Consider the following 22026-nt stretch of genomic DNA (forward strand, 5'->3'; position numbering starts at 1 on the left):
ATGGAACCCTGCTATTGCTAGGCATGAATTAAAGAAGGGGGCATTATGCTCACATTGTCAAAAAAATTGATAAACAATCATTTTTAACAGCATTACAAGAGTATCGTTTATTACATGGAAATGAAATATCAAATATACAATTTTGCGATGTTTTTAATAGCTCATCTAGCAAGACAGCATATTATTTTTTACAGAAGCTAAAATTTGAAATAGTGGGAAGCAATAAACATAGAAAATATATTATACCTGCACATAAGCAAGCTATCGTAGCGATCAGATAGTGTGGCTTATTAGTTGGGTGATAAAACTAATAAGTTAGGCGATAAACGCAAAAATAAAAAGCCTCACCTGTTTGAGAAGTGAGACTTTTCATTTTAAACTAGTAAGCCAAATAGTTGAATGTCGTTGTTAACTTCTTTGTATTTGAAGCCGAATTCGTCCATTCGAGCAAGTAAGCCTTCATAATCCTCACGATTGCCGAGCTCGATACCAACTAGGGCAGGACCGCTTTCCTTATTGTTTTTCTTTGTATACTCAAACGTTGTAATATCATCGTTTGGTCCAAGCACGCTTGTTAGGAATTGGCGAAGTGCCCCTGCACGCTGAGGGAAGCTAACAATAAAGTAGTATAATAAACCTTCGTGAATTAAAGATTTTTCTTTAATTTCCTGCATACGGCCAATATCATTATTACCACCGCTAATAATGACAACAACAGATTTTCCTTTAATTTCCTTTTTGTAAAAATCGAGTGCTGCTACTGATAATGCCCCAGCAGGCTCAGCAATAATTGCATGCTTATTATATAAATCTAAAATCGTTGTACAGACTTTTCCTTCAGGGACAAGCACAATATCGTCTAAATAACGACGACAAACATTGTATGTGTGATGCCCAACGCATTTTACAGCAGCCCCATCAACAAACTTATCAATCCAGTCAAGTGCTACTGCGCCGCCTTCTGCAAAAGCAGCCTGCATACTGCCAGCCCCAGCAGGCTCTACGCCAACAATTTTACTAGTAGGAGAAAGGTTTTTCACATAGGCAGAAACACCTGACATTAAGCCGCCGCCACCAATGCTGCCAAATACATAGTCAATTGGCTCCTCCATATCATTCATAATTTCCACTGCTACAGTTCCTTGACCAGCAATAACATCAAAATCATCGAATGGATGAATAAAGATTTTGCCATGCTCTTCACAATAGCTTTGTGCACTTTCAGCGGAGTCATCAAATGTATCACCTGCTAAAATGATTTCCACATACTCGCGGCCAAACATACGCACTTGGTCTATTTTTTGCTTTGGTGTCGTTTGAGGCATAAAAATGCTAGCTTGAATTTTTAATTGGGCACAGGCATAAGCTACGCCTTGGGCATGATTGCCTGCACTTGCACATACAACGCCATTCTTGCGAGCCTCGTCCTCAATTTTTTTGATTTTATAATAGGCTCCACGAAGCTTAAAGGAGCGTACATGTTGTAAATCCTCGCGCTTAAAATAAATATTAGCTCCGTATTTCTCGGATAAATAGTCGTTTTTTTGTAGTGGTGTATGCACAACTACATCTTTTAAAAAATGATGTGCAATAAGGACATTCTCCACTTGCACGGTTTTAGTATCAGCAACTTCCATAATATTCATCCTCCGTTATACGTTTAAAACATTTATCTATGATAGCATATTTTATAAGCTTTTTGGTATTAATTTTTAGTAAATTCTAAATTTTCCGTGTCTATTTTGTGATGTAAGCGATTTCTTGAAAAAATCTCATAACGAGTATGGTCAAGCATATACTAGACTAGCGATAGGAGGGTGACTGTTGGAGATTATTCAAGGAATTTTATCTACATACAGGCAATTTTTCGATTGGGCGATGTGGCAGGAGGTGCTAACAGACCCTGTATCTTGGGGACTGATTTCTTCCTTAATACTTATAGAAGGCTTACTATCAGCGGATAATGCACTAGTCCTAGCCGTTCTTGTTAAACATTTACCAGATAAACAACGAAAGCGAGCATTAATGTATGGTATGCTAGGGGCCTACTTTTTTAGGTTTTTATTTATAGGAATCGGCGTGTATCTCGTAGAGTTTTGGTTTATTAAAGTGCTAGGCGCTTTATATTTAGGGTGGCTTTGTATCGCTCATTTTCTTCAAATAGGGCAGGAGGATCAGATGAAGGAGATGAAAAAATCAGGGCTGATGGTACGCATTTTCGGGACATTTTGGGCGACGGTTATTTCAGTGGAGCTGATGGATATTGCCTTTTCCATTGACTCTATATTTGCTGCCTTTGCGGTATCTAATCAGGTGTGGGTGCTATTAGTTGGTGGGATGTTGGGTATTTTAATGATGAGGACAATTGCAGGAGTATTTTTAATGATTATTGAAAAAATCCCTGAGCTTGAAGCGACTGCCTTTATTATTATTGGTGTTATTGGCATAAAAATGCTTGTGAGTGTTATTGGAATCCATGTGCCACATTATTTATTTTTCCTCTTTTTATTAATTGCTTTTTCCATTACTTTTGTTGTTCATATGATTAATAGAATAAAAACTGCCTAATGAAAAAGGCTCTGTTCCCAAGCGTGAGAACAGAGTCTTTTTTTAGTTTGTATATTGATCAGGGTCGACAATATAGAATTTTTCAACACTTAGCCAGCTTTCACTCATTGGTTCACCATTATCGATACGTTTTTCAGTTTCCTGCATCATCCAGCCAGTTTGTGAGGCATGTGCTTGTAATGCTTTTACTTTGTCCATTTTCATTTCACGAATATCGTAGACAATATGTGGCTCACCATTTTTTTCAACCGTATCGTTTGCAAACGCACAGGCTAATATTTGTGGGCGAGCAGCTTTTGGCATACGGCGTACAGCCTCAACAACAGCACGTGCCGTTGCTTCGTGGTCAGGATGAACAGCAAAGCCCGGTAAAAATGTAAAGATAAGAGATGGTGTAAGCTCCTCAATCAATCCTTCTACAAGCTTTACCATTTTTTCATCATCTTCAAATTCAATTGTTTTATCTCGGAAGCCGAGCATACGTAAATCTTGAATACCCATGGCTTCTGCGGCTGCAACTAATTCTTTGCGGCGAATTTCTGGTAAGGATTCGCGTGTTGCAAACGGTGGATTTCCTAAATTACGCCCCATCTCGCCTAATGTTAAGCAGGCATATGTAACAGGTGTATTCATCTTTTTTGTATAGTAGGCGATTGTTCCAGCAACTGAAAAAGCCTCATCGTCTGGGTGAGGGTAAACAATTAAAATATGACGTTGTGGTTGTAAATCCAAAATAGTCATCCCCCTTAATAAGTAAATGGTGTTTCGCTAATTTCTAACGCAATTGCTAGTTTTCCAGTGTAATCTAATCCAGCCATTAATAAACGGCCTAAATCATCTAATTCATAGTGTGTAATACCTTGTGCATAAACCCAGCCATGCGGTAATTTTAAACCAACACGATGGGGCGCTTTGTCTACGACTTTAGCAAGCTCATAATTGATTTTGGCGTTGCGAATAAAAGCACCTGCGTTAAAGAATTGTTCGTCGTAGTGTGCTGCGTAAGAACCGTTTGTCGTCTCAAGATGAATATAAACGTCTTTGTTGGCGAAAGAATTTAATAATTCCTGCAACGTTTCTACTTGTACTTCTTGCATCTTAACACTCCTCTCGATTATTTATACTTATAAGTATAGTAAAAAAAATTTAGAAAGGGAAATTGATTGCTTTTATAATGACAAATTAATCATCATCCCGAATTATTCATAGCTAACTGACCTGAGTTCGTTTTGTCATATTTCTTATCACAGACCAAGTTTCTCTGGAATTTAAATGGAGGAATAAATGATTTAGGCCAGTTGATACTTAAAAAATGGGAATTTACCTGTTTTTAGGCAGACTTATCCCTTGGTACGGGTTCGATTTTTTAAAAAAGTGATCTAGTTGGTGGAAAGCTGCTGCACTCTGGTCAGAATGTCTGAAAAGAAGCGCGCATAGACGAAGCTGGACGCTAATTTGAAATGCAGGTAACGACCAGATTTTACAAGTTTACTGGCAACTTTAATTAACCGTGTGCGAATGGTTTGGATTTGAAGCCCATTTTTCGCAGATGGAAACGTTAATGTACGTAACCAATTCGTTAAATTGTAGGCGAGTAAACTGATCATCATGCGTGCTTCGTTCACTTGGAAATCATGGCTTTTCATTTGATCGAATCCGAAGCCATCTTTCGCCTCTTTAATGAAGTTTTCCATTGCGCCACGTTTTTGATAGGACGTGAGAATGGCTTCCGGTGAAAAGGCAGTTTCGCTTAAATTTGTGACGAAAAAGGCATGGGTGAAGAACAGTTCACCTGCTGGGCGTGTAGACTGAATAATGATGCGACGTGACGTATTCCATGAACCAGCCTGATAGATTGACTCCTCCACATAACGTTCGGCTTTTGTGACATCACGGATTTCAGATGTTGGATGTAGTTCTTCCGCAAGTGCTTTCAGTCTGGCGTTCGACTTTAAACGAATGATGTAATAGACCGATTCATCTTCGCAAAGTTTGTATAAGTCGGGTACTGCGAAGCCGCTATCACCACGCACGAGTGTTGTCGTTTCGGGAAAGTTTTCGTTGTAATGATCCAGTAAAGGGCGGACAAATTCCACGACACCGTTTGATGTATACCTATTCCCTGGGCGTAGCTGCGCTTTTAAAAAATCACCGGTGAAGCCGTCAAACGCAACGAGTGGATGAAAGCCGACTGTGCCGTAATGGCTATTGTATGAGGCATTTTCTTGCTTGCCATATGTATCCGCATGAGACGAATCCAGATCAATTAAAAGAGTCGTCGATTGACGTAACTGATGCACCCGGTCCAGTAGTTCTTGATTCGCCGCTTGAAGTTGTTGGAGTGCCTGTTTGTCAAAGCGTTTGAAAAATCGAGATAAAGATGGCTGAGATGCAAGTGCTGGTTTTCCAAGTACACGCGTGAAAACTGGATCGTGCGTTAATGTATCCGCTGCGTCATCCTCGTGATAGCCTGCGATGAGCTGATATATTTTTTGACGAAGAAGTTCCATATTGTCATGGATACAGTAAGAACGCTCATCTTTTAAGTGAAGGTGTTTGGCGATTGTTTTGGAAAAGCCGATTTTTTCATCGAACTCACGGAAGATAAATTGGCCTGTATCAGAAGAAAGCTCACCTCCATCGTGAGTTAATTTCAGTTGGTGATTGAAATGAAGTGTTGTTTGCGGTAATCTAATCATGAGAAGAATCCTTTCTTTTGGTTAGTTCTTGGTCGATTTAACCTTAACAGAAATGGATTCTTTTTTCATTTTTTTAGTGAAAAAGAGAATCCCACAGGAAAGGCGATAAATCGCCTTTCCTGTGGGATTTTGTATTTGGGTGTGAATAATTAGGGATCATCTATATATCTATGCTAAAGATATAAGCAATATTCTTGAAAAAATTATTGTAATGTATCAATATAGGGATGTGGAAGCAGCTTGTCTAAATTACAGGCAATGGCTTCGCGTTTGACAAGGTATTACAACCGTAATTGCTCCCAATTGATGGCTTTGGCGATTGAAGGGATTTAAAACATAACTTCTATCTTGGTACAATAGATGATATTCCTTCAATGTGCTATAAGACATAGCTGGGGGCGAATAATAAAAAAAAGAGATTCTCTTTTATGACGGAGAATCTCTTTTTTTTATAAGGCTATGTATTTGTTAGAAACGATAAAGCTTTCGCTCAATCGTATCTAAGCGATTGTTGACGTTTTGTAGCTGCTTATACATTTCCTGTATATAAAAATTTTGGTCTTGTGTTTCAGCCGTTTTGCTTTGTGCTAATTCTTCCTCTTCCTGTAAAGCTAAGATTGTGGCGAGGGTAGATAATGAATAACCGAACGTTAAAACAATGGAAGCAATGACTTCAACTTTTGCAGAGGTAATATCTCCAGCTAATAACCCTGATTCCTCGATTAAGTCCTCTAACTTATGTTTTTTCATCTTTTCCCCTCCCGTATACAGCTAATATATGGGATAGGCACGTTGAACGTATCTTGTCCATTTTTGAAATACAATAAAAAGGCATCATGATAATTAGATGCCTTTCATTGTTAAATTTCCGTTATGGTTACTTGAGGAGCACCAAAGCGAGATTTTGCGCCGTGCATAACAGGACCAACATAGTCATTAAGTGCCCAGCCGTGTGCAATAGCAGCAGAAACAAATTCTTTCGCCTCAACAACAGCCTCCATTACTGAAAGACCATTTGCAAGGTTTGCTGTGACAGAAGCGGCAAATGTACAACCAGCACCATGATTATACGTAGAAGCAACTTTTTCAGATTCTAATAAATGGAATTTTTCCCCATCAAAGAAGAGGTCTGTTGCTTTTTCTGTTGCTAATGCTTTTCCACCTTTAATCACAACAGCGTTAGCTCCTAGCTCATGAATTTTACGAGCCGCTGCTTTCATGTCATCAATTGTTTTAGGCGTACCTGTTCCAGCTAATTGCCCAGCCTCAAAAAGGTTAGGCGTTGTCACAGCTGCTAGTGGTAGAAGGTGCTGTATCATTGCATCTGTATTACCGGGGTTTAATACTTCATCATCCCCTTTACATACCATCACAGGGTCAATGACTACATTTGTAGTACCTGATTTAGCAATCGCTTCTCCAGCAAGACGAATAATCTCCTCTGTTGATAGCATCCCTGTTTTAATGGCATCAACACCTGTTGAAAGTGCTGTATCAATTTGCTTTTGCAAAAGTTCAGTTGGCAATGGTGTGACATTGTGTGTCCAGCCATTCGGGTTCATTGTTACGATAACTGTTAATGCCACCATACCATATGTACCATGCTCCTGAAATGTTTTAAGGTCAGCCTGCATCCCTGCGCCGCCTGATGTATCCGAACCAGCAATTGTTAATGTTTTTTTAAGAGCCATATGAAAATCTCCTTTTAGTTGAAAATTACCATCTAGTATAAGCTGATTCTGGTTCTATAAAAATAGCCAGAGTATAATATTTTTATAAGGTCAGTTTAAGCTGATGCTTGAATTCATCGTTATTTTTTTGTACCGTTGTAAGAAAAGAAGGGGGCTAATAAAAAGATGAAGCAAATATTCCCGAATGATTGGCAAACAATACTGGCAGAAGAGCTAGAAAAGCCATATTATCAAAAACTACGTCAATTTGTTGCACATGAATATTCAACACAAACTATTTATCCACCAATGAGCGATGTTATGAATGCATTTTATACAACGGCTTATCAGGATGTAAAGGTTGTTATTTTAGGACAAGACCCTTACCATGGTCCAAATCAGGCACATGGTCTAAGCTTTTCAGTGAAGCCAGGTATTCCTCATCCACCTAGCCTACGAAATATGCTACAAGAGCTACGGGACGATTTGGGCTGTCCAGTTCCTCAGGATGGCACATTAACAAAATGGGCAGAACAAGGTGTTATGCTATTAAACACGGTGCTTACTGTTCGAGCAGGGCAAGCCCATTCTCATAAAGAGCAGGGCTGGGAGCAATTTACGGATGCCGTAATTGATAAATTAGCAGCGAGAGAGGAGCCTCTGATTTTTGTTTTATGGGGAAGACCTGCACAACGTAAAAAGCCGTTAATTCGTCAACATCCAACACCGCATGTCATATTAGAAGCGCCACACCCAAGCCCATTAAGTGCTCATCGTGGATTTTTTGGTAGTAAACCATACTCGAAAATTAATGAGCAATTAGTAGCTTGGGGCAAGCAGCCGATTGATTGGTGTTTAGCTTAGATTGGCACAAATCGTTTACTTTATACATGACGGAAAGCGTGATACAGTTATGATAGAAGAAAGCGAGGGACAACGATGAAGGTAAATTGTTTCAAATGTCAGTTTTTTAAGGTAACTTGGGACCCTAAAGCGCCACGTGCCTGCACTGCATATGGCTTTAAAACAAAGCAAATACCATCCGTTGTCGTCAAGCAATCCTCAGGTACGGACTGTTTGAAATTTGTACCAAAAGCAGAAAGTGGGAGAATATAATGATTCCTTATCAAGCCGTGATACAACAACTTGAAAAACAATTATCTGGTGCAAAAAATGCAGGGAATGATCAGCAAATTCGTGAGGCACTAATAGCGATACGCGCTTTATGTGATGTGGTGTTAGAGTCACCAAATCATACAGCATCCATAACACCATCTAAGCCTTTACCACAAATGCTTGTGTCAGAAACAAAGCCTTCAAGTTTGTACACATCAAAAATTGAAGAGGATGACGCGAATGGTGATTCCATTTTTGATTTTTAAGTCATTTTAAAGGGTAGGGTAATGAAAAAATGAAAAAGTTTATTGTAACAGGTGCTCTTCATGGCCTCTTAGCAGTAGCATTGGGCGCATTTGGTGCACATGCATTAAAGGAAATTTTAGATGATTATGGTCAAGGTATTTGGGAAACAGCCGTTCAGTATCAAATGTTTCATGCGACTGGCTTATTGGTAATTGGCTTATTAATGAGTACGAAGCTATTAGGAAATATTAAACAATTAAATATAGCTGGTATTTTCTTTAACCTTGGTATTGTTTTCTTTTCAGGTAGCTTATATGTATTGGCGATTAGTGGCATTAAGGTATTAGGTGCGATAACGCCAATTGGTGGTGTGCTGTTTTTAGCAGGCTGGCTACTAATAATAGTGGCTGCTTTAAAACATGCTCGGTAATAGTAGATGATAACTCTCTTACATTGTGATGGAAGAGAGTTTTATTCGTTAGTATTATTTGGAATATTTCGAAAATCTAAAAAGTGAGGTTACAAAGCGTGGATAAACTCTTTGCATTAATTGATCAAAATTATGATGAGATGGTGAGGGTTCGCCGCCATTTACATGAACATCCTGAATTATCCTTTGAAGAGGTAGAAACACCTGCTTATATTGCTGCATTTCATAGAGAATTAGGTCATGCTGTGCGTGAGCATGTAGGTGGACGTGGGGTTGTAGCTGTATTGCATGGTGGGAAACCAGGAAAAACAGTGGCATTACGAGCTGATTTTGATGCATTAGCAATACAGGAAGAAAATGATGTGCCTTATAAGTCAAAGGTTGCTGGCAAAATGCATGCCTGTGGACATGATGGTCATACAGCAACATTACTAGGGCTAGCCAAGGCATTAAATGCAATGAAGGATGAAATTGCAGGAAATATAGTGTTTATTCATCAGCATGCGGAAGAGGTAGCACCAGGGGGAGCAAAGCCGATGATAGAGGATGGCTGCTTAGATGGTGTAGATGCTATTTTTGGCACACATTTATGGGCTCCTACGCCATTAGGAGAAATTTCCGTAAGGGAAGGAGCTATTATGGCTGCTGCTGATAAAGTGGAAATTACAATTCATGGAAAGGGCGGTCATGGTGCAGAGCCACACCATTCCATTGATGCTATTACTCTTGCATCACAATTTGTAGTGAGTGCACAGCAGCTTATTTCTCGACGTATTGACCCTTTAAAGTCGGCTGTATTAACAATTGGTCATTTTGAAGCTATTAATCCATTTAATGTGATTGCTGAACGTGTTGTTTTAGCAGGCACAATTCGCACTTTTGAGGATGAGGTGCGCACACAAATAGAACAGGAACTAGAGGCAGTATTGCATGCAACTTGCCTGGCATTTGGTGCAAGCTATGATTATCGTTATACAAGAGGGTATCCACCTGTTTATAATCATTCAAAGGAAACGGCGTTTGTCACACAGCTAGCATCCACTGTACCAGGCGTAGAGCAAGTGAAAATATGTCCACCGTTTATGGTAGGTGAAGATTTTGCTTATTATTTAGAAAAAGTGCCAGGCACATTTTTTATAACAGGGGCAAAAAAGCCAGAATGGGAAACGGCATTTCCTCATCATCATGCACGCTTTGACTTTGATGAACGTGCTATGCTTATAGCTGCTAAAACTTTAGGGAAAGCGACATTAATATACTTAAGTAATCATGAATAATTAAACCCCCCATACGCTATATGCTAGGCGTATGAGGGGTTTTTGACTTAATTGGCTTCGCAGGTAAAAGATTTGAATTCGCGAGTAAAGGCTCTGATTCCGCGGGTATTCACCTCAACATCGCGGGTAAAAGCAAAAGAATTCTAGATTGTAGGAGCCATTAAGATGGATTTTGATTAAAATAAGCCATTTCCTCATCATATTCCGCAAAGTCAAAGTAAATCATAGGGAATAGGAAGCGATGATTTGATTTAAGCTCACGAATAATAACATGATCTCGGCCAGCAGCTTCTACTACGCCACGCACCGTTTTTGTACTTTTGCCTTGCTCCACCGCATTTTCAAAGGAAAAATGGAAGGTTGCAGGCTTACCACGATTCAATCGTAAAATATTTTCTATATAGGACTCCTCACGGCCGGGTGGTCGCCCGCTAGGAATTGTTACCGGAGGAGGAGTCATTTGCTGTTGGGTTGTTGGTGTCCAATAATAAGGCATCATTAATCATCAACCTACTTTCTTTTTAAATTTGAGGACAATCTTGTTCAGTTGGCGAGAAAAAGCAATGAGATTTGAATCTGCCTGTATTCCATTGCCCATACCATTGTGCAGGACATTCACCTGCTGGCATAAAGAACCATAAGGAACGAGTGGCAGGATGGAATCGTTCTCCTTGAATCACCCTTTTTGCTAAACGTATATCTTGTTCACGCGCTCGTTGATAAAAATAACTTTTTTGTGTCGCTTCAAAGCCTCCTGGACGCTGATAAACCATCTGCTCAATTGTTCGAATATCCCCGAAGTCTAAACAATCCCCCCGTACACGATTTACACCAACATTCCCGACCATTAACATACCTAGCTCGCCTTCACCTTCTGCTTCAGCTCGCATAAGCCTTGCTAATAGGGCTGTTTGTGCATCATTCGTCTTAATAACAGCGATTTTCATACCTCCTCGCAGTCAGTATATGCACGTAGGTATTGAAGACATGTTCGATTTTATGAAGAAAGCCGTTCACAATTTAAAACTACTACGCATATAGTAATAGTAATGAAAATGTACGGAAAGCTATAATTTTTATTAAAAGCGGGTAAATAAAAAACAGATATAAATAGGGGAAAATGAGATCAACGAATTGCATGTGTATTCAATACATGTGAGGTGACAGTCATGGAAACTGGGGTTTGGTTCGGTATTTTATTAAGTGCGGTGTTAGCATTTTTACTTGGTGATTTTTATGGACAGCCGCTTCATTGGTATCTCTTTATTTTAATCATCGTTGTGGGTCTTTTTATTCACACGATTATTTTAATTTTAAAAGTAAAGGACGAACGTTCATAGGAGGGTGTCATCATAACAATGGTGGCACTTTCTTTTTATTGCATAAGTATATAAACCATTGAACAAGCCATACTAAAATTAAAATATGTATGAAGGAGTATCACAATGCGTTTTTTAAGTATAGTTATAGCCATTACTATTAGTGCGTTTTTAGCAGTGGGCATAGCCGAATATTATCATCAACCATATGATTGGTATCTAATTTTTTTAATGGTGCTGTTTGGCTTTTTTATTCATATTATTGTTTTAATACTGGAATCCGAGAAGAGTGAGGAAAATGAATATTAAAAATGCGAGTCCATTGTTGAGGGCTCGCATTTTATTTTTAGTATTAAACTGTTAGGAATTTAACCAATTTATCGTTATCAAGTAGGTTACCAACGAAAAATTCACCGAACTCACCATAGCGAGCGGAAACTTCATCAAAGCGCATTTCATATACTAGTTTTTTGAATTGCAGAACATCATCAGCAAATAATGTTACGCCCCATTCATGATCGTCAAAGCCAACAGAGCCAGTAATAATTTGCTTTACTTTACCAGCATAGCCGCGGCCAATCATTCCGTGAGAACGCATTAATGATTTACGCTCGTCCATTGATAGCATATACCAGTTATCATCACCTTGACGACGTTTATCCATTGGGTAGAAGCATACATATTTCGCACGTGGAAGCTCAGGATATAGGCGAGCACGTACATGCGGATTTTGGTATGGGTCTTCATTTGATTCGCCAGCTAAATAGTTAGAAAGCTCCACAACAGATACATATGAATATGTAGGAATTGTAAAATCAGCAATAGCTAATTTGTTAAATTCTGCTTCAAGCTCCTGTAATTCATCCATTGTTTCACGCAATGTCATAATCATAAAGTCAGCCTTTTGACCAACGATTGCATAAAAGGCGTGAGCACCTGTTTTAGCAATATCAGCTTCGTTCAATTTTTCTAAGTAAGCAATAAATTCCTCTACTGCTGCTTGACGTTCTTCCGCAGAAACAAGTTTCCATGAAGCCCAGTCAATTGAGCGAAAATCATGTAAAGCGTACCAACCATCTAATGTAATTGCTGCTTCATTCATTATTCAAACACTCCTTTTTAAATGCATACCATTCAAATGTTAGTTTATCATAGTTTGGGCAAAATCCCTAAGTTCATGACTGTATTTCACGAATTTGACAACAACTATAGATGATGTATGCTAAAGAGAAGAGATATGGTTAGAGGAGTACCTATTATGAAAAGTATTTTACAGCAGCCGATTTGGCGTTATTACGATCAATCCATTAGTGCAAGGCAACGCTCGCCATTAGAATCCTTTGCAACGGATGATACGCTATGTCAATTAGTCGGGCAATTAGCATCACCACCAACTGTTCGTACATGGGTGCATGAGGCATCTGTTGTGCTAGGTATTCAAGATCATCGCTTGCCTTATGTGCAGCAGGGCATGGAGCTGCTAAAGTCTAGAGGCTATCATCCTATTGTACGTAATTCTGGTGGTTTAGCCGTTGTACTAGATCGAGGGGTGCTTAACATTTCTATTGTGCTATCAGAGCAAATAGAGGCACTGAGTATTAACGATGGCTATGATGTGATGGTAGAGCTTATTAAGCAACTATTTCCAGAAGTAACTGCTAAAATTGAAGCCTATGAAATTGTTGGCTCCTATTGCCCTGGCTCCTATGATTTAAGTATTGCAGGGAAGAAATTTGCAGGGATTTCGCAAAGACGTTTGCGTCAAGGTGTCGCTGTGCAAGTCTATTTATGTGTTGAAGGAAGCGGATCGCAGCGGGCAGCATTGATTCGTGATTTTTATCAGGAAAGCTTACAAGGAGAACAAACAAAATTTGCCTATCCTAAAATTGTGCCAGAAGTGATGGCATCTCTAGCAGAGCTTGTTCATCCTGATTTAACAGTTGAGGCTGTTGTTATTCGTTTGCAGCAGTTGCTTCATGATTTAGCTAACGAAGTACGTCCACAATCCTTTTATGATGAAGAACTAACATTGTACGGCTTTTATTTACAGCGTGTTTTTGAACGTAATGCTAAAATGCTGGAACGTAAATAATGGGCGAGTATTCGCTTTCGCAGTAAAAGGCGAGTATTGCTGTCGCTACGTTGCACTACGCTTTCGCAATAAAAAGAGCGAGTATTGCTGTCGCTACGTTGCACTACGCTTTCGCAATAAAAAGAGCGAGTATTGCTGTCGCTACGTTGCACTACGCTTTCGCAATAAAAAGAGCGAGTATTGCTGTCGCTACGTTGCACTACGCTTTCGCAATAAAAAGAGCGAGTATTGCTGTCGCTACGTTGCACTACGCTTTCGCAATAAAAAGAGCGATGCTGCTAATTTAGCGCATCGCCGTTTTCTTGTTGATAAACTGCATTGCTAGTGACAAGGTTACCGTTTTTCTCCATCTTAAAGACAGGTGCAACTCGTTCTTCCTCTTCATCTAATGTTACAAGTCGTCTAGCACGGTTCATAATTTGTACAAATTGCTCATAATCTTTGCGGATTGCTCGGTTTTCTTCTTCTAGTTTGGCAATGGTTTTCTCTAGTTTTTTATTTTTCTCGGACGTTACATGGACAAGCTGTCGCCATTTTGAAGATTCATTGCCTACTTCACCAGAATGCTGTAAACGTAATAAATAAGCTATTACAATATCAAGTGAAAGCGCAGAAAGAGGAATGGATTTACCCTCTGCAGCACTGCTATTGACTGTAAACATATTTGAAGCGCGACGCCTTGTTGGTGTGCCCAATACTCGCATTCTCTCTTTTCTTTCTTTTTTAGCCTGTGCTAACTGTTCCTCATATTCTTTACGAACAACGGCATTCCAACGAAAACCACATGCTGCAGCGGTACGATTTAATGCATCACCAGCTTCTTCAAAGGCATTTAACTGTGTGCTACCCTCTGTGACATGACGAATTACCGCTTCTGCTAATAATTCATCGTTTTCTTTTAACCAAGCATCTTGTCTTACTTTACTCATCTTAAAATCCTCCCACCTTTATTTGGTACTTGTTTTGTAAGATTAGCATGACCAATCTTTTAACCTTTTATTCATCTATGTAGAAGGAATTATGCTTGAATAGGAGGGGAAAAATACGATACAATACCCGATGTAGGTTTGTGCGTATGCTACATACTTAAATATGTGAAGGTCATACGTTCAATAGAGCGATTTTTGTTTCACCAAATACTATATAGAAAGGGTTGTTGACAAAATGGCAAACGAATTTAAAGTTTGCGATGAATGTCAGGCCGTTAACCTCAAAACGTTAATTCCAAAATTAAAGGAAATCGATCCTGATGCAACCATCGAAATTGGCTGTCATTCTTATTGTGGCCCAGGACGTAAAAAAACATTTACCTTTGTAAATAGCCGACCTGTTGCTGCATTAACAGAAGATGAACTAATGGAAAAGGTTTTAGCAAAATTAAAAAAGTAAGGCAAGCATAAGACTATCTCTATTTGCGGGGGATAGTCTTATATTTTTTCTAGAAGGAAAAATAGGTGTTATATTTATGCTAGTAACATAGGGGAGTTTCTTACTTTTGGCAGAATAGGTTATTAGTATCTATAGAAAAAGCTTAATAAGTATGCTAGTCCTATATTTATCGCATATAATAGAACTATAATAAAACGGGGGTGCTGTACAAATGACACATTATGCAAAAGCTAAATTGCAAGAAGAAAAGGTATTTAAAGACCCTGTTCATCGATATGTGCATGTACGGGATCAAATGATATGGGATTTGGTAGGGACAAGAGAATTTCAACGTTTACGCAGAATTCGTCAGCTTGGCACAACCTTTTTAGTGTTTCATGGAGCAGAGCATAGTCGCTTTAGTCATTCTCTTGGTGTGTATGAAATTGTCCGCCGCATTGTCGATGATATTTTTGTAGGTCGTCCTGATTGGGATGAAGATGAGCGGCTCCTTGTGCTATGTGCAGCCTTACTACATGATTTAGGACATGGGCCATTTTCGCATGCTTTTGAAAATGTCTTTGAGCTTGACCATGAATATTATACAAGGCGAATTTTATTGGGAGATACTGAAGTAAATGCTGTATTAAAAAAAGTGGCGGTTGATTTCCCTGAAAAGGTATCGCAAGTAATTGCAAAAACATATCCAAATAAACAGGTTGTTAGTTTAATTTCAAGTCAGATTGATGCAGATCGTATGGATTACTTGCAACGTGACGCTTATTTTACAGGTGTTAGCTACGGTCACTTTGATATGGAACGAATTTTAAGAGTAATGCGCCCTCGTAAAAACCAAGTTGTTATTAAGGCAACAGGCATGCATGCCGTAGAGGATTATATTATGAGCCGTTATCAAATGTATTTGCAAATTTACTTTCATCCCGTATCACGAAGTGCAGAGGTTATTTTAAATAATATTTTAAAGCGTGTGAAGCAGTTAAGCTTGGCAGGCTATACATTTAAGCATGAACCAACACACTTTCAAGCATTTTTCCGCAATAAGATTACATTGAATGATTATCTTGCATTAGATGAAAGTATTTTATTTACATATTTTCAACTATGGATGCAAGAGGAGGATAGCATTCTTAGCGATTTAAGTCGTCGCTTTGTGAATCGTAAGCTATTTCAGTACATTGATTTAGACCCTGGTGTTGAGCTAGAAAAATATCAAAAGCTACAGGAGCTTTTTAGGCAGGCGGAATTAAATCCAGACTATTACCTTGTGCATGATACAACAGCAGACCTACCCTATGATTTTTATAGACCTGGTGAGGAAGAAGTGCGTGTGCCGATCTTTTTAGAAATGAAAAATGGCGAATTACGTGAGCTATCACGGGAATCGATTATTGTTGATTCCATTTCAGGTCGTATGAAACGTGACCATAAAGTATATTTCCCATTGGATTTTTTAGAGGACGATTCAACACATGCAAATGTGAAACAGCAAATTTTAGCAATACTAGGAAAATAACAGATAAAACCGTAAAGCAGTAAACACGCTCAACAGGAGCGATTGTTTACTGCTTTTTTATATGTAAAGGGAGCAATGAACTGGTGAATACTGGGATGTTTAGAAGTTGTTCAGTACCACTAGTTATAATGAGGTACAAAATCTAAAAGGAGGTGAGGACCATCATTTGATACGAGATAAAAGTCATGAGAGTGTTTTGTTTTATGAGAAAAGTCGTGTGTCTTTAGTCCTTATCACCTATTGTGAAATGCTAGTTGACTTGTCTTAGCAATAACGACAATTTAACAAAATCAAAGAGATTCACCTAGATGTTTGTGATATACATTTTGAAGTGGAGAGGGGCATAATTGTCCTTCACACAATAACAGGGATCTCTAAACTTAGTAAAGGAGAGAAATATGAAGAAATTTAATTTAGCAATTATTACATTGCTACTTGTATTTCAAACAGTTTTATCCCCGATTTCAGTGCTTGCAGCAGAGGGTGATCCCGTACTGCCAGTAGCAAATACAGATACTGGGGATACAGATAGTAGTACTGCTGAAGAAACACAACCAGCTAACGAAGCTGAACCAACAGAACCAACAGAACCAACAACAGAAACAGAGGTAGAAGATAGCTCTGATACTGGAACAGAGTCAACAGAACCATCACCACCAATAGACGAAGATGTTGGAGATGATTCTGAACCAGTTATATCAGACAGTGAAGGTAATACTGATGCTGGAGAAGGCACAGATGCCGAAACGAATGAACTAGGTGAGGTAACAGCTCCAGAGGAAGACGATCTAACGCTAGACGAACCAGAAGTAGCACCACTCAATATAGTATATGATCCGATAATGCCGGAAAGTGTAATTACAAAGGTTGACTTTAATGTGAACGGTCAAGCAGCTAGTCCAAATGCTGCAATTGATGTGAAAAATGGAGATGTTGCAACATTTCATATTGATTTAGAATTAGCTGCAGGACATAACTATGGTCCAGGAACAACATTGACGTATACATTACCAAGTATTTTCCAAAATATTACTTTCCCGGCAGGCACTCAATTTGGTGAATTAGGTGAAATTTCAAAAAGCGGTAATGATATTATCATTACATTTAATGAAAACATTACTTCACTTGGTGGAGGATTAGCATTTGAACCAGGTGCTTATTTTGAAGTTTCAGCAGAATTCGATCGTAATAACACACAGTGGGTAGAAACGATTAGTGTGCCAGGGAACGAAAATATTACACTGAATTTCCAACCTCAACAAGGTACTGGTACAACAGTTAATAAAACATATGTACGTGATAATGATGGAAATAATAGTAAGTATGTTGATTGGACAGTAATTGTTAATACAGATGCAGGTACACAAGGTGCTCAAAATTTTGTAGATACATTAACGGGTAAGCATACATTTGCTACTGATTCAGTGACAATAGCGCCAATCGCTATTACACCAGCAGGAGTAGGAAGCCCAGGTACTCATATACCGGTAACTCCAACGTTTTCTCCTGATAATAAAGTGATGACAGTAACACTACCTGAAACAACACATACAGGTTATGAGATTAAATATCGCACAATTGTTGGAGATCCAGGAAATGTTTCGAGTACAAATTTGAGAAATACAGCGAGTTATAATGGGAGAACAGCTCCTCAGACAGCAACAATAAATTTTGGTACACCATTAAATAAAACACATACTGGTCCTACAGTAAGTGATTTAAAAACATACTGGACGATTGAGTACAATTTCAATAATCGTGATATTGATGCAAGTAATGCAGTCTTAGAAGATACTTGGACAGATACCCAGGAATTAGTTGGTGGCGTTGGTGGTATAGTAGTAGAGGATCAAGATGGCAACGCTTTTGGCGGCTATACTGTAACTCTGAATGGTGATGGTGACGGATTTATATTAACATTTAAGAATGATGTTACAGAACCATATACTATTAAATATGCTACACAACCGAGATCGGGTGTATATCCAATAGCTACTTATACAGTAGAGAATAAAGTGCAACGTCCAGATATGGCAGATCCAGTAATAGATCGCGCTCAATATAGACAAAATACTTTATTATTAGAAAAAACAACACCTAGTATTGACTATGCAAACAAAACAATATCATGGCGTATTGAGGCAAACCAAGCAGGCTATGCTTTAGATTCTGGCACAGTGTTTGAGGATACGTTTACAGATGAAAATCTAACTTTACTTGAAGATTCACTAGTAGTAAGAGTAGGTAGTGTAACATTAGTAAGAGGTACTGACTACACATTAAATAATCCTAATGATAAGACTGGCTTTACCATTACTTTAACGGATGCAACAAATCAGCCTATTCGCATAGAGTATGATACAGCCTATGATATCAAAGAGTTCGGTGCAAATAACAACGAGTATAACAATGAAGTCGAAATGACTAATAGTGCTCTAGCGAATAGTTCAATTGATACTGCTGAACGAAGTATAGACGATAAGCAAAAAGCGAATGGGGTAAAAAGTGGTGAATATGACTATGCAACCAAAACTTTCTATTGGGATGTTGAGTTAAACTTTAACTACAATTCTTTAACAGATGCGGTATTTGAAGATAAGTTACCAGATACACAACGTGTTGAAAGTATTACAGTTCAAGAAGGTAGCTTGAATGCACAAGGTGTATTCCAACCAGAAACGACGAAAAACATCCCTAATACGGCTACTGCACCTAATGAAATTCAGCTAAAATTAGGGCATATTACGAAACCACATAAAGTAAGCTATACATCAGTGGATGCAGATGGTCTTTTTGAACATGGTAGTCTAATTACGATTACAAATCATGCAGAATTAACAAGTGATGGTGGTAGTACGCCTAATGCAAACTGGGAAAAAACAATTGCAGTAGGACAGACAAATGATATTTTAGAAAAGACTGGTAATCCAATTTTAAATACTGCAAGAGTGAAATGGGACTTTAAATTTAACTACGCACAATCTAGATTAGAGAATGTGGTTATTACAGACACAGTGGCGAAAAACCCTACTAATGGTGCGCCAGATCATATTATTTTAGCAGATACATTTAAAGTGTATGAAGTAGCACTCTCTGGAAAAACAAGTAGCGCAAGTACCCCAACTGCTCCAACTGAAACAAAAACACTAGTAAATGAAAGTGAGTATGGCCTATCTATAGATAACGAAAGTGGTACGTTTACACTTACCCTTGGTGATGTAGAAAAAGCCTACTTTGTTGAATATGAAACATTATTTACAGGCGGTCGTGACTATCAAACTAATAACTTAGTAGAAGTAACTTATAATAATGGTACACAAAGGTCAGGTAATGATCTAAGCAGTGGCTTTACTGTTAACTATGGTCAAAATGCAAGAGCTATAGCAGTACCGTTTGTTATTGTGAAAACAAATGCTGAAACAGGGGAAGTAATGAAAGGTGTTGAATTCACTTTATATACTCAGAGTAATCAAACAACACCATTAATTAGTGGTACAACAAATGAAGATGGTGAATTAGACTTTGGGTATAAATTAGCTGAAGGAAATTATGTAGTAAAAGAAACGAAAATTCCTGGTTTTAACAACCCAGATGTATCCTTTACATTACATCGTGACAGCATAAAAACTACTGGTATATTTGCAGGTAAACAAGTTGTTGAAATAACAAATGAACCTGAAGGTGGCTTGGCATGTAGTGCATTTGAATTAACGGTAAACGATATTGATGGTAACCCAATTACTGCTGGTAGCAAGGTGACATTAGTAAGCACATCAACAGGTTCATCAACAGAGCATACAGTTACAAATGGTAAAGTGACATTGACACCTGCTGAGGTAAAAGCAGGGCACTATGATGTTGTGTATGAGGGCGATACTTTAGACACGATTGAAGTGACGTATACTGGTCAATGTGAAGCCGAGGTTCAACCAGCACCAAAGTGTGATCATTTCACAATTGTTGTGGAAGATGCACAAGGTATTCGTACAAATATTGAAAAGTTAACGTTAAAACAAGGAGCCACAGTAGTAGCAGAGGTTACACCAAATGCGGCTGGTAAGTTTGTGTTTGATTCCAACAAACAAGACCCTACGAACGGTGTGAAACCCGGTCAATATACAGTATATGAAGGAAATCAATATTTAGGTGAAGTCACGCTAACTTATAAAGAAGAATGTGGTTATGAGTTTATAGTTCTAGAAGCACCAACATGTCCAACATTCGAATTAACAATTAGAGATGTTGATGGGGAGTTAGTAGCTGATAATACCGAAGTAACAATTAAAGACGAAAATGGTCAAGTAATCGCTACTGAAAGAACAGTAGATGGTAAAGTAGAGCTACAAGATTTAGAACCGGGCACTTACACAGTTGAAGATGAAAATGGCGTGGAAATTGGTGAATTCTCAAGCAATATTAATTGTCGAGGTGAGGTTCAACAAAAGCCAGCATGTCCACAGTTTACTGTAGAGTTAAAAGATGATAACGATGTATTAGTGCCAGCTAGTCAAAGCGTAGTGATTAAGGATAAATTAGGCAACACTATTCCAACAACAATAGATGCGGATGGACGTATCACATTTGTTTCGGAAGATGTGCCAGCAGGTATGTATGATGTATATGATAATAAAGTTTATTTAGGTGAGATTGAAGTATCTTATAAACAAACTTGTCAAACAAAGTTACAAATTGCGCCGGCATGTCCAGAATTCACATTAACAATTAACAATGCATATGGTCAGCCACGTGCAGGTGTGAAAGTTACAATAACAGGTGAAGATGGGGTAGATGTAGAGGAGAATGGTTCAACAGAATTTACAACAAATAGCCAAGGACAAATTGTTATTAGCAATTCAATTATCAAACCAGGCAAGTATGTTGTAAAAGAGAATGGTCAAACAATTATCGGGACAATTACAGTGGGTAATACATGTGAGGCTATAATTCAGCCACCACGACCAGTTACACCGCCAAATCCAGATAATCCAACACCAGATCCAGAACCGGGTAACCCGGGTCCGAATAACCCAGATCCAAATAATCCAAAACCAAATGAACCGGGTCCGAATAACCCAGATCCAAATAATCCAGAACCAAATGAGCCGGGTCCGAATAACCCAGATCCAAATAATCCAAAACCAAATGAGCCGGGTCCGAATAACCCAGATCCAAATAATCCAGAACCAAATGAGCCGGTAGACCCGAATAACCCGGATCCAAACAATCCAGAACCAAATGAGCCAGTGGATCCGAACAATCCAAATCCAAATGAATCGGTGAACCCAAACAATCCAGATCCAAGTAATCCAGCGAATCCAACACCAAGACCAAACAATCCATCAGCTTCTGGTAATGGGGATGTAACGGTACAGGATGTTATTAGTCAAGGACAACAATTACCAGCCTTTGATCCATCAAATGCAACAAACCAAGCATTAAAGGCTTACCAAGATTTCCTTAATAATTATAATAAGCTATCAAAAGAAGATCAGGCTAAAGTAGCTCAAGCTATTGATATTAATAAAATCAAAGCGGATGCAGAACGTTTAGAATCACTGTTAAGATCGAAAGGTAAATTACCACAAACAGATGAGGCTAATCAAACAGCTCTTGTAGTTGTTGGCTTACTTCTTGTTATTGGTGCGGTATTGTTAATGCGTCGCCGTCAAACAAAAGCATAAATTATAAAAAGCGCCTCCAATTTGGA

22 protein-coding genes are annotated in these 22026 nt (G+C 38.6%); 12 read left to right on the forward strand and 10 right to left on the reverse strand.

Annotated elements, in window-relative coordinates; genetic code table 11:
- Positions 1–374: 374 nt before the first annotated feature.
- Positions 375–1637 carry a threonine ammonia-lyase IlvA gene (gene ilvA, locus MHB42_RS02505; RefSeq protein WP_340804201.1) on the reverse strand — a complete coding sequence of 421 codons (1263 nt, stop codon included), beginning with the start codon at positions 1635–1637 and terminating at the stop codon, positions 375–377.
- Positions 1638–1824: 187 nt separating this feature from the next.
- Between ilvA and MHB42_RS02510 the strand changes: the two genes are divergently transcribed.
- Positions 1825–2568 carry a TerC family protein gene (locus tag MHB42_RS02510; protein ID WP_340804203.1) on the forward strand — a complete coding sequence of 248 codons (744 nt, stop codon included), beginning with the start codon at positions 1825–1827 and terminating at the stop codon, positions 2566–2568.
- Positions 2569–2610: 42 nt separating this feature from the next.
- Here the strand turns inward: MHB42_RS02510 and bshB2 are convergent, their stop codons facing one another.
- From bshB2 to thiD, 5 genes are all read right to left on the reverse strand, one after another.
- A complete protein-coding gene (gene bshB2 / locus MHB42_RS02515) occupies positions 2611–3300 on the reverse strand; it encodes a bacillithiol biosynthesis deacetylase BshB2 (protein WP_340804204.1) in 690 nt (229 codons plus the stop codon).
- 14 nt (positions 3301–3314) lie between these two features.
- On the reverse strand, positions 3315–3665 hold the full coding sequence (locus MHB42_RS02520; protein ID WP_340804205.1) for a YojF family protein: 351 nt from the start codon (positions 3663–3665) through the stop codon (positions 3315–3317).
- A gap of 282 nt (positions 3666–3947) precedes the next feature.
- Positions 3948–5267, reverse strand: a complete 1320-nt coding sequence (locus MHB42_RS02525; RefSeq protein ID WP_340804206.1) for an IS1380 family transposase — start codon at positions 5265–5267, stop codon at positions 3948–3950.
- 468 nt (positions 5268–5735) lie between these two features.
- The gene (locus tag MHB42_RS02530) at positions 5736–6017 is read right to left on the reverse strand and encodes a hypothetical protein (RefSeq protein ID WP_340804208.1); all 282 of its coding nucleotides are present in this window, start codon (positions 6015–6017) and stop codon (positions 5736–5738) included.
- Between the two features lie 110 nt (positions 6018–6127).
- A complete protein-coding gene (gene thiD, locus MHB42_RS02535; RefSeq protein WP_340804209.1) occupies positions 6128–6958 on the reverse strand; it encodes a bifunctional hydroxymethylpyrimidine kinase/phosphomethylpyrimidine kinase in 831 nt (276 codons plus the stop codon).
- A 165-nt stretch (positions 6959–7123) separates the two neighbouring features.
- Here thiD and MHB42_RS02540 point away from each other — a divergent pair, with 165 nt between their 5' ends.
- From MHB42_RS02540 to MHB42_RS02560, 5 genes are all read left to right on the forward strand, one after another.
- Positions 7124–7801, forward strand: a complete 678-nt coding sequence (locus MHB42_RS02540) for a uracil-DNA glycosylase (protein WP_340804211.1) — start codon at positions 7124–7126, stop codon at positions 7799–7801.
- Between the two features lie 75 nt (positions 7802–7876).
- Positions 7877–8053 (forward strand): uracil-DNA glycosylase, encoded by a 177-nt coding sequence (locus tag MHB42_RS02545; RefSeq protein ID WP_340804212.1) that lies wholly within the window; start codon positions 7877–7879, stop codon positions 8051–8053.
- Positions 8053–8319 (forward strand): YwdI family protein, encoded by a 267-nt coding sequence (locus MHB42_RS02550; RefSeq protein ID WP_340804213.1) that lies wholly within the window; start codon positions 8053–8055, stop codon positions 8317–8319. The genes MHB42_RS02545 and MHB42_RS02550 overlap by 1 nt, the downstream gene beginning before the upstream one ends.
- 29 nt (positions 8320–8348) lie before the next feature.
- Entirely contained in the window at positions 8349–8729 is a 381-nt protein-coding gene (locus tag MHB42_RS02555) for a DUF423 domain-containing protein (RefSeq protein ID WP_340804214.1), read from the forward strand.
- 98 nt (positions 8730–8827) lie between these two features.
- A complete protein-coding gene (locus MHB42_RS02560; protein ID WP_340804215.1) occupies positions 8828–10006 on the forward strand; it encodes an amidohydrolase in 1179 nt (392 codons plus the stop codon).
- 160 nt (positions 10007–10166) lie between these two features.
- Here the strand turns inward: MHB42_RS02560 and gerQ are convergent, their stop codons facing one another.
- Together gerQ and MHB42_RS02570 are read right to left on the reverse strand one after the other, a co-directional pair.
- Positions 10167–10505, reverse strand: a complete 339-nt coding sequence (gene gerQ / locus MHB42_RS02565; RefSeq protein ID WP_053993174.1) for a spore coat protein GerQ — start codon at positions 10503–10505, stop codon at positions 10167–10169.
- Positions 10506–10527: 22 nt separating this feature from the next.
- Positions 10528–10953 (reverse strand): cell wall hydrolase, encoded by a 426-nt coding sequence (locus MHB42_RS02570; protein ID WP_340804218.1) that lies wholly within the window; start codon positions 10951–10953, stop codon positions 10528–10530.
- A 222-nt stretch (positions 10954–11175) separates the two neighbouring features.
- Between MHB42_RS02570 and MHB42_RS02575 the strand changes: the two genes are divergently transcribed.
- Together MHB42_RS02575 and MHB42_RS02580 are read left to right on the forward strand one after the other, a co-directional pair.
- Positions 11176–11346, forward strand: coding sequence for a hypothetical protein (locus tag MHB42_RS02575; protein WP_340804219.1), 171 nt, complete (start codon positions 11176–11178; stop codon positions 11344–11346).
- 105 nt (positions 11347–11451) lie between these two features.
- Complete coding sequence (locus MHB42_RS02580) at positions 11452–11634, forward strand: hypothetical protein (protein ID WP_340804220.1); 183 nt, start codon at positions 11452–11454, stop codon at positions 11632–11634.
- Between the two features lie 43 nt (positions 11635–11677).
- Here the strand turns inward: MHB42_RS02580 and hemQ are convergent, their stop codons facing one another.
- Positions 11678–12427 (reverse strand): hydrogen peroxide-dependent heme synthase, encoded by a 750-nt coding sequence (gene hemQ / locus MHB42_RS02585; protein WP_340804221.1) that lies wholly within the window; start codon positions 12425–12427, stop codon positions 11678–11680.
- A gap of 156 nt (positions 12428–12583) precedes the next feature.
- On the opposite strand from hemQ, the gene MHB42_RS02590 reads away from it, so the two are divergent.
- On the forward strand, positions 12584–13417 hold the full coding sequence (locus MHB42_RS02590) for a lipoate--protein ligase family protein (RefSeq protein WP_340804222.1): 834 nt from the start codon (positions 12584–12586) through the stop codon (positions 13415–13417).
- Positions 13418–13695: 278 nt separating this feature from the next.
- On the opposite strand, the gene MHB42_RS02595 is transcribed toward MHB42_RS02590, so the two are convergent.
- Positions 13696–14346 carry an RsfA family transcriptional regulator gene (locus MHB42_RS02595; protein WP_340804223.1) on the reverse strand — a complete coding sequence of 217 codons (651 nt, stop codon included), beginning with the start codon at positions 14344–14346 and terminating at the stop codon, positions 13696–13698.
- 235 nt (positions 14347–14581) lie between these two features.
- Between MHB42_RS02595 and MHB42_RS02600 the strand changes: the two genes are divergently transcribed.
- The 3 genes from MHB42_RS02600 (at position 14582) to MHB42_RS02610 (ending at position 22000) form a co-directional block, all read left to right on the forward strand.
- On the forward strand, positions 14582–14806 hold the full coding sequence (locus MHB42_RS02600) for a DUF1450 domain-containing protein (RefSeq protein WP_004227652.1): 225 nt from the start codon (positions 14582–14584) through the stop codon (positions 14804–14806).
- 211 nt (positions 14807–15017) lie between these two features.
- Positions 15018–16319 carry an HD domain-containing protein gene (locus MHB42_RS02605; RefSeq protein WP_340804224.1) on the forward strand — a complete coding sequence of 434 codons (1302 nt, stop codon included), beginning with the start codon at positions 15018–15020 and terminating at the stop codon, positions 16317–16319.
- A gap of 398 nt (positions 16320–16717) precedes the next feature.
- Complete coding sequence (locus MHB42_RS02610; RefSeq protein ID WP_340804225.1) at positions 16718–22000, forward strand: collagen binding domain-containing protein; 5283 nt, start codon at positions 16718–16720, stop codon at positions 21998–22000.
- The last annotated feature ends 26 nt before the right edge of the window (positions 22001–22026 follow it).

The sequence above is a fragment of the Lysinibacillus sp. FSL K6-0232 genome, assembly GCF_038008325.1.
In the GTDB taxonomy this organism is placed as follows: Bacteria; Bacillota; Bacilli; order Bacillales_A; family Planococcaceae; genus Lysinibacillus.

What these genes read in the sequence shown, in the direction of transcription:
- MHB42_RS02550 (WP_340804213.1), top strand. Translation starts at nt 8,053, where the DNA reads ATGATTCCTTATCAAGCCGTGATACAACAACTTGAAAAACAATTATCT.
- MHB42_RS02525 (WP_340804206.1), bottom strand. Translation starts at nt 5,267, where the DNA reads ATGATTAGATTACCGCAAACAACACTTCATTTCAATCACCAACTGAAA.
- hemQ (WP_340804221.1), bottom strand. Translation starts at nt 12,427, where the DNA reads ATGAATGAAGCAGCAATTACATTAGATGGTTGGTACGCTTTACATGAT.
- MHB42_RS02570 (WP_340804218.1), bottom strand. Translation starts at nt 10,953, where the DNA reads ATGAAAATCGCTGTTATTAAGACGAATGATGCACAAACAGCCCTATTA.
- MHB42_RS02605 (WP_340804224.1), top strand. Translation starts at nt 15,018, where the DNA reads ATGACACATTATGCAAAAGCTAAATTGCAAGAAGAAAAGGTATTTAAA.
- thiD (WP_340804209.1), bottom strand. Translation starts at nt 6,958, where the DNA reads ATGGCTCTTAAAAAAACATTAACAATTGCTGGTTCGGATACATCAGGC.
- MHB42_RS02595 (WP_340804223.1), bottom strand. Translation starts at nt 14,346, where the DNA reads ATGAGTAAAGTAAGACAAGATGCTTGGTTAAAAGAAAACGATGAATTA.
- MHB42_RS02590 (WP_340804222.1), top strand. Translation starts at nt 12,584, where the DNA reads ATGAAAAGTATTTTACAGCAGCCGATTTGGCGTTATTACGATCAATCC.
- ilvA (WP_340804201.1), bottom strand. Translation starts at nt 1,637, where the DNA reads ATGGAAGTTGCTGATACTAAAACCGTGCAAGTGGAGAATGTCCTTATT.
- MHB42_RS02610 (WP_340804225.1), top strand. Translation starts at nt 16,718, where the DNA reads ATGAAGAAATTTAATTTAGCAATTATTACATTGCTACTTGTATTTCAA.
- MHB42_RS02600 (WP_004227652.1), top strand. Translation starts at nt 14,582, where the DNA reads ATGGCAAACGAATTTAAAGTTTGCGATGAATGTCAGGCCGTTAACCTC.
- MHB42_RS02520 (WP_340804205.1), bottom strand. Translation starts at nt 3,665, where the DNA reads ATGCAAGAAGTACAAGTAGAAACGTTGCAGGAATTATTAAATTCTTTC.
- MHB42_RS02555 (WP_340804214.1), top strand. Translation starts at nt 8,349, where the DNA reads ATGAAAAAGTTTATTGTAACAGGTGCTCTTCATGGCCTCTTAGCAGTA.
- MHB42_RS02545 (WP_340804212.1), top strand. Translation starts at nt 7,877, where the DNA reads ATGAAGGTAAATTGTTTCAAATGTCAGTTTTTTAAGGTAACTTGGGAC.
- MHB42_RS02580 (WP_340804220.1), top strand. Translation starts at nt 11,452, where the DNA reads ATGCGTTTTTTAAGTATAGTTATAGCCATTACTATTAGTGCGTTTTTA.
- MHB42_RS02540 (WP_340804211.1), top strand. Translation starts at nt 7,124, where the DNA reads ATGAAGCAAATATTCCCGAATGATTGGCAAACAATACTGGCAGAAGAG.
- gerQ (WP_053993174.1), bottom strand. Translation starts at nt 10,505, where the DNA reads ATGATGCCTTATTATTGGACACCAACAACCCAACAGCAAATGACTCCT.
- MHB42_RS02575 (WP_340804219.1), top strand. Translation starts at nt 11,176, where the DNA reads ATGGAAACTGGGGTTTGGTTCGGTATTTTATTAAGTGCGGTGTTAGCA.
- MHB42_RS02530 (WP_340804208.1), bottom strand. Translation starts at nt 6,017, where the DNA reads ATGAAAAAACATAAGTTAGAGGACTTAATCGAGGAATCAGGGTTATTA.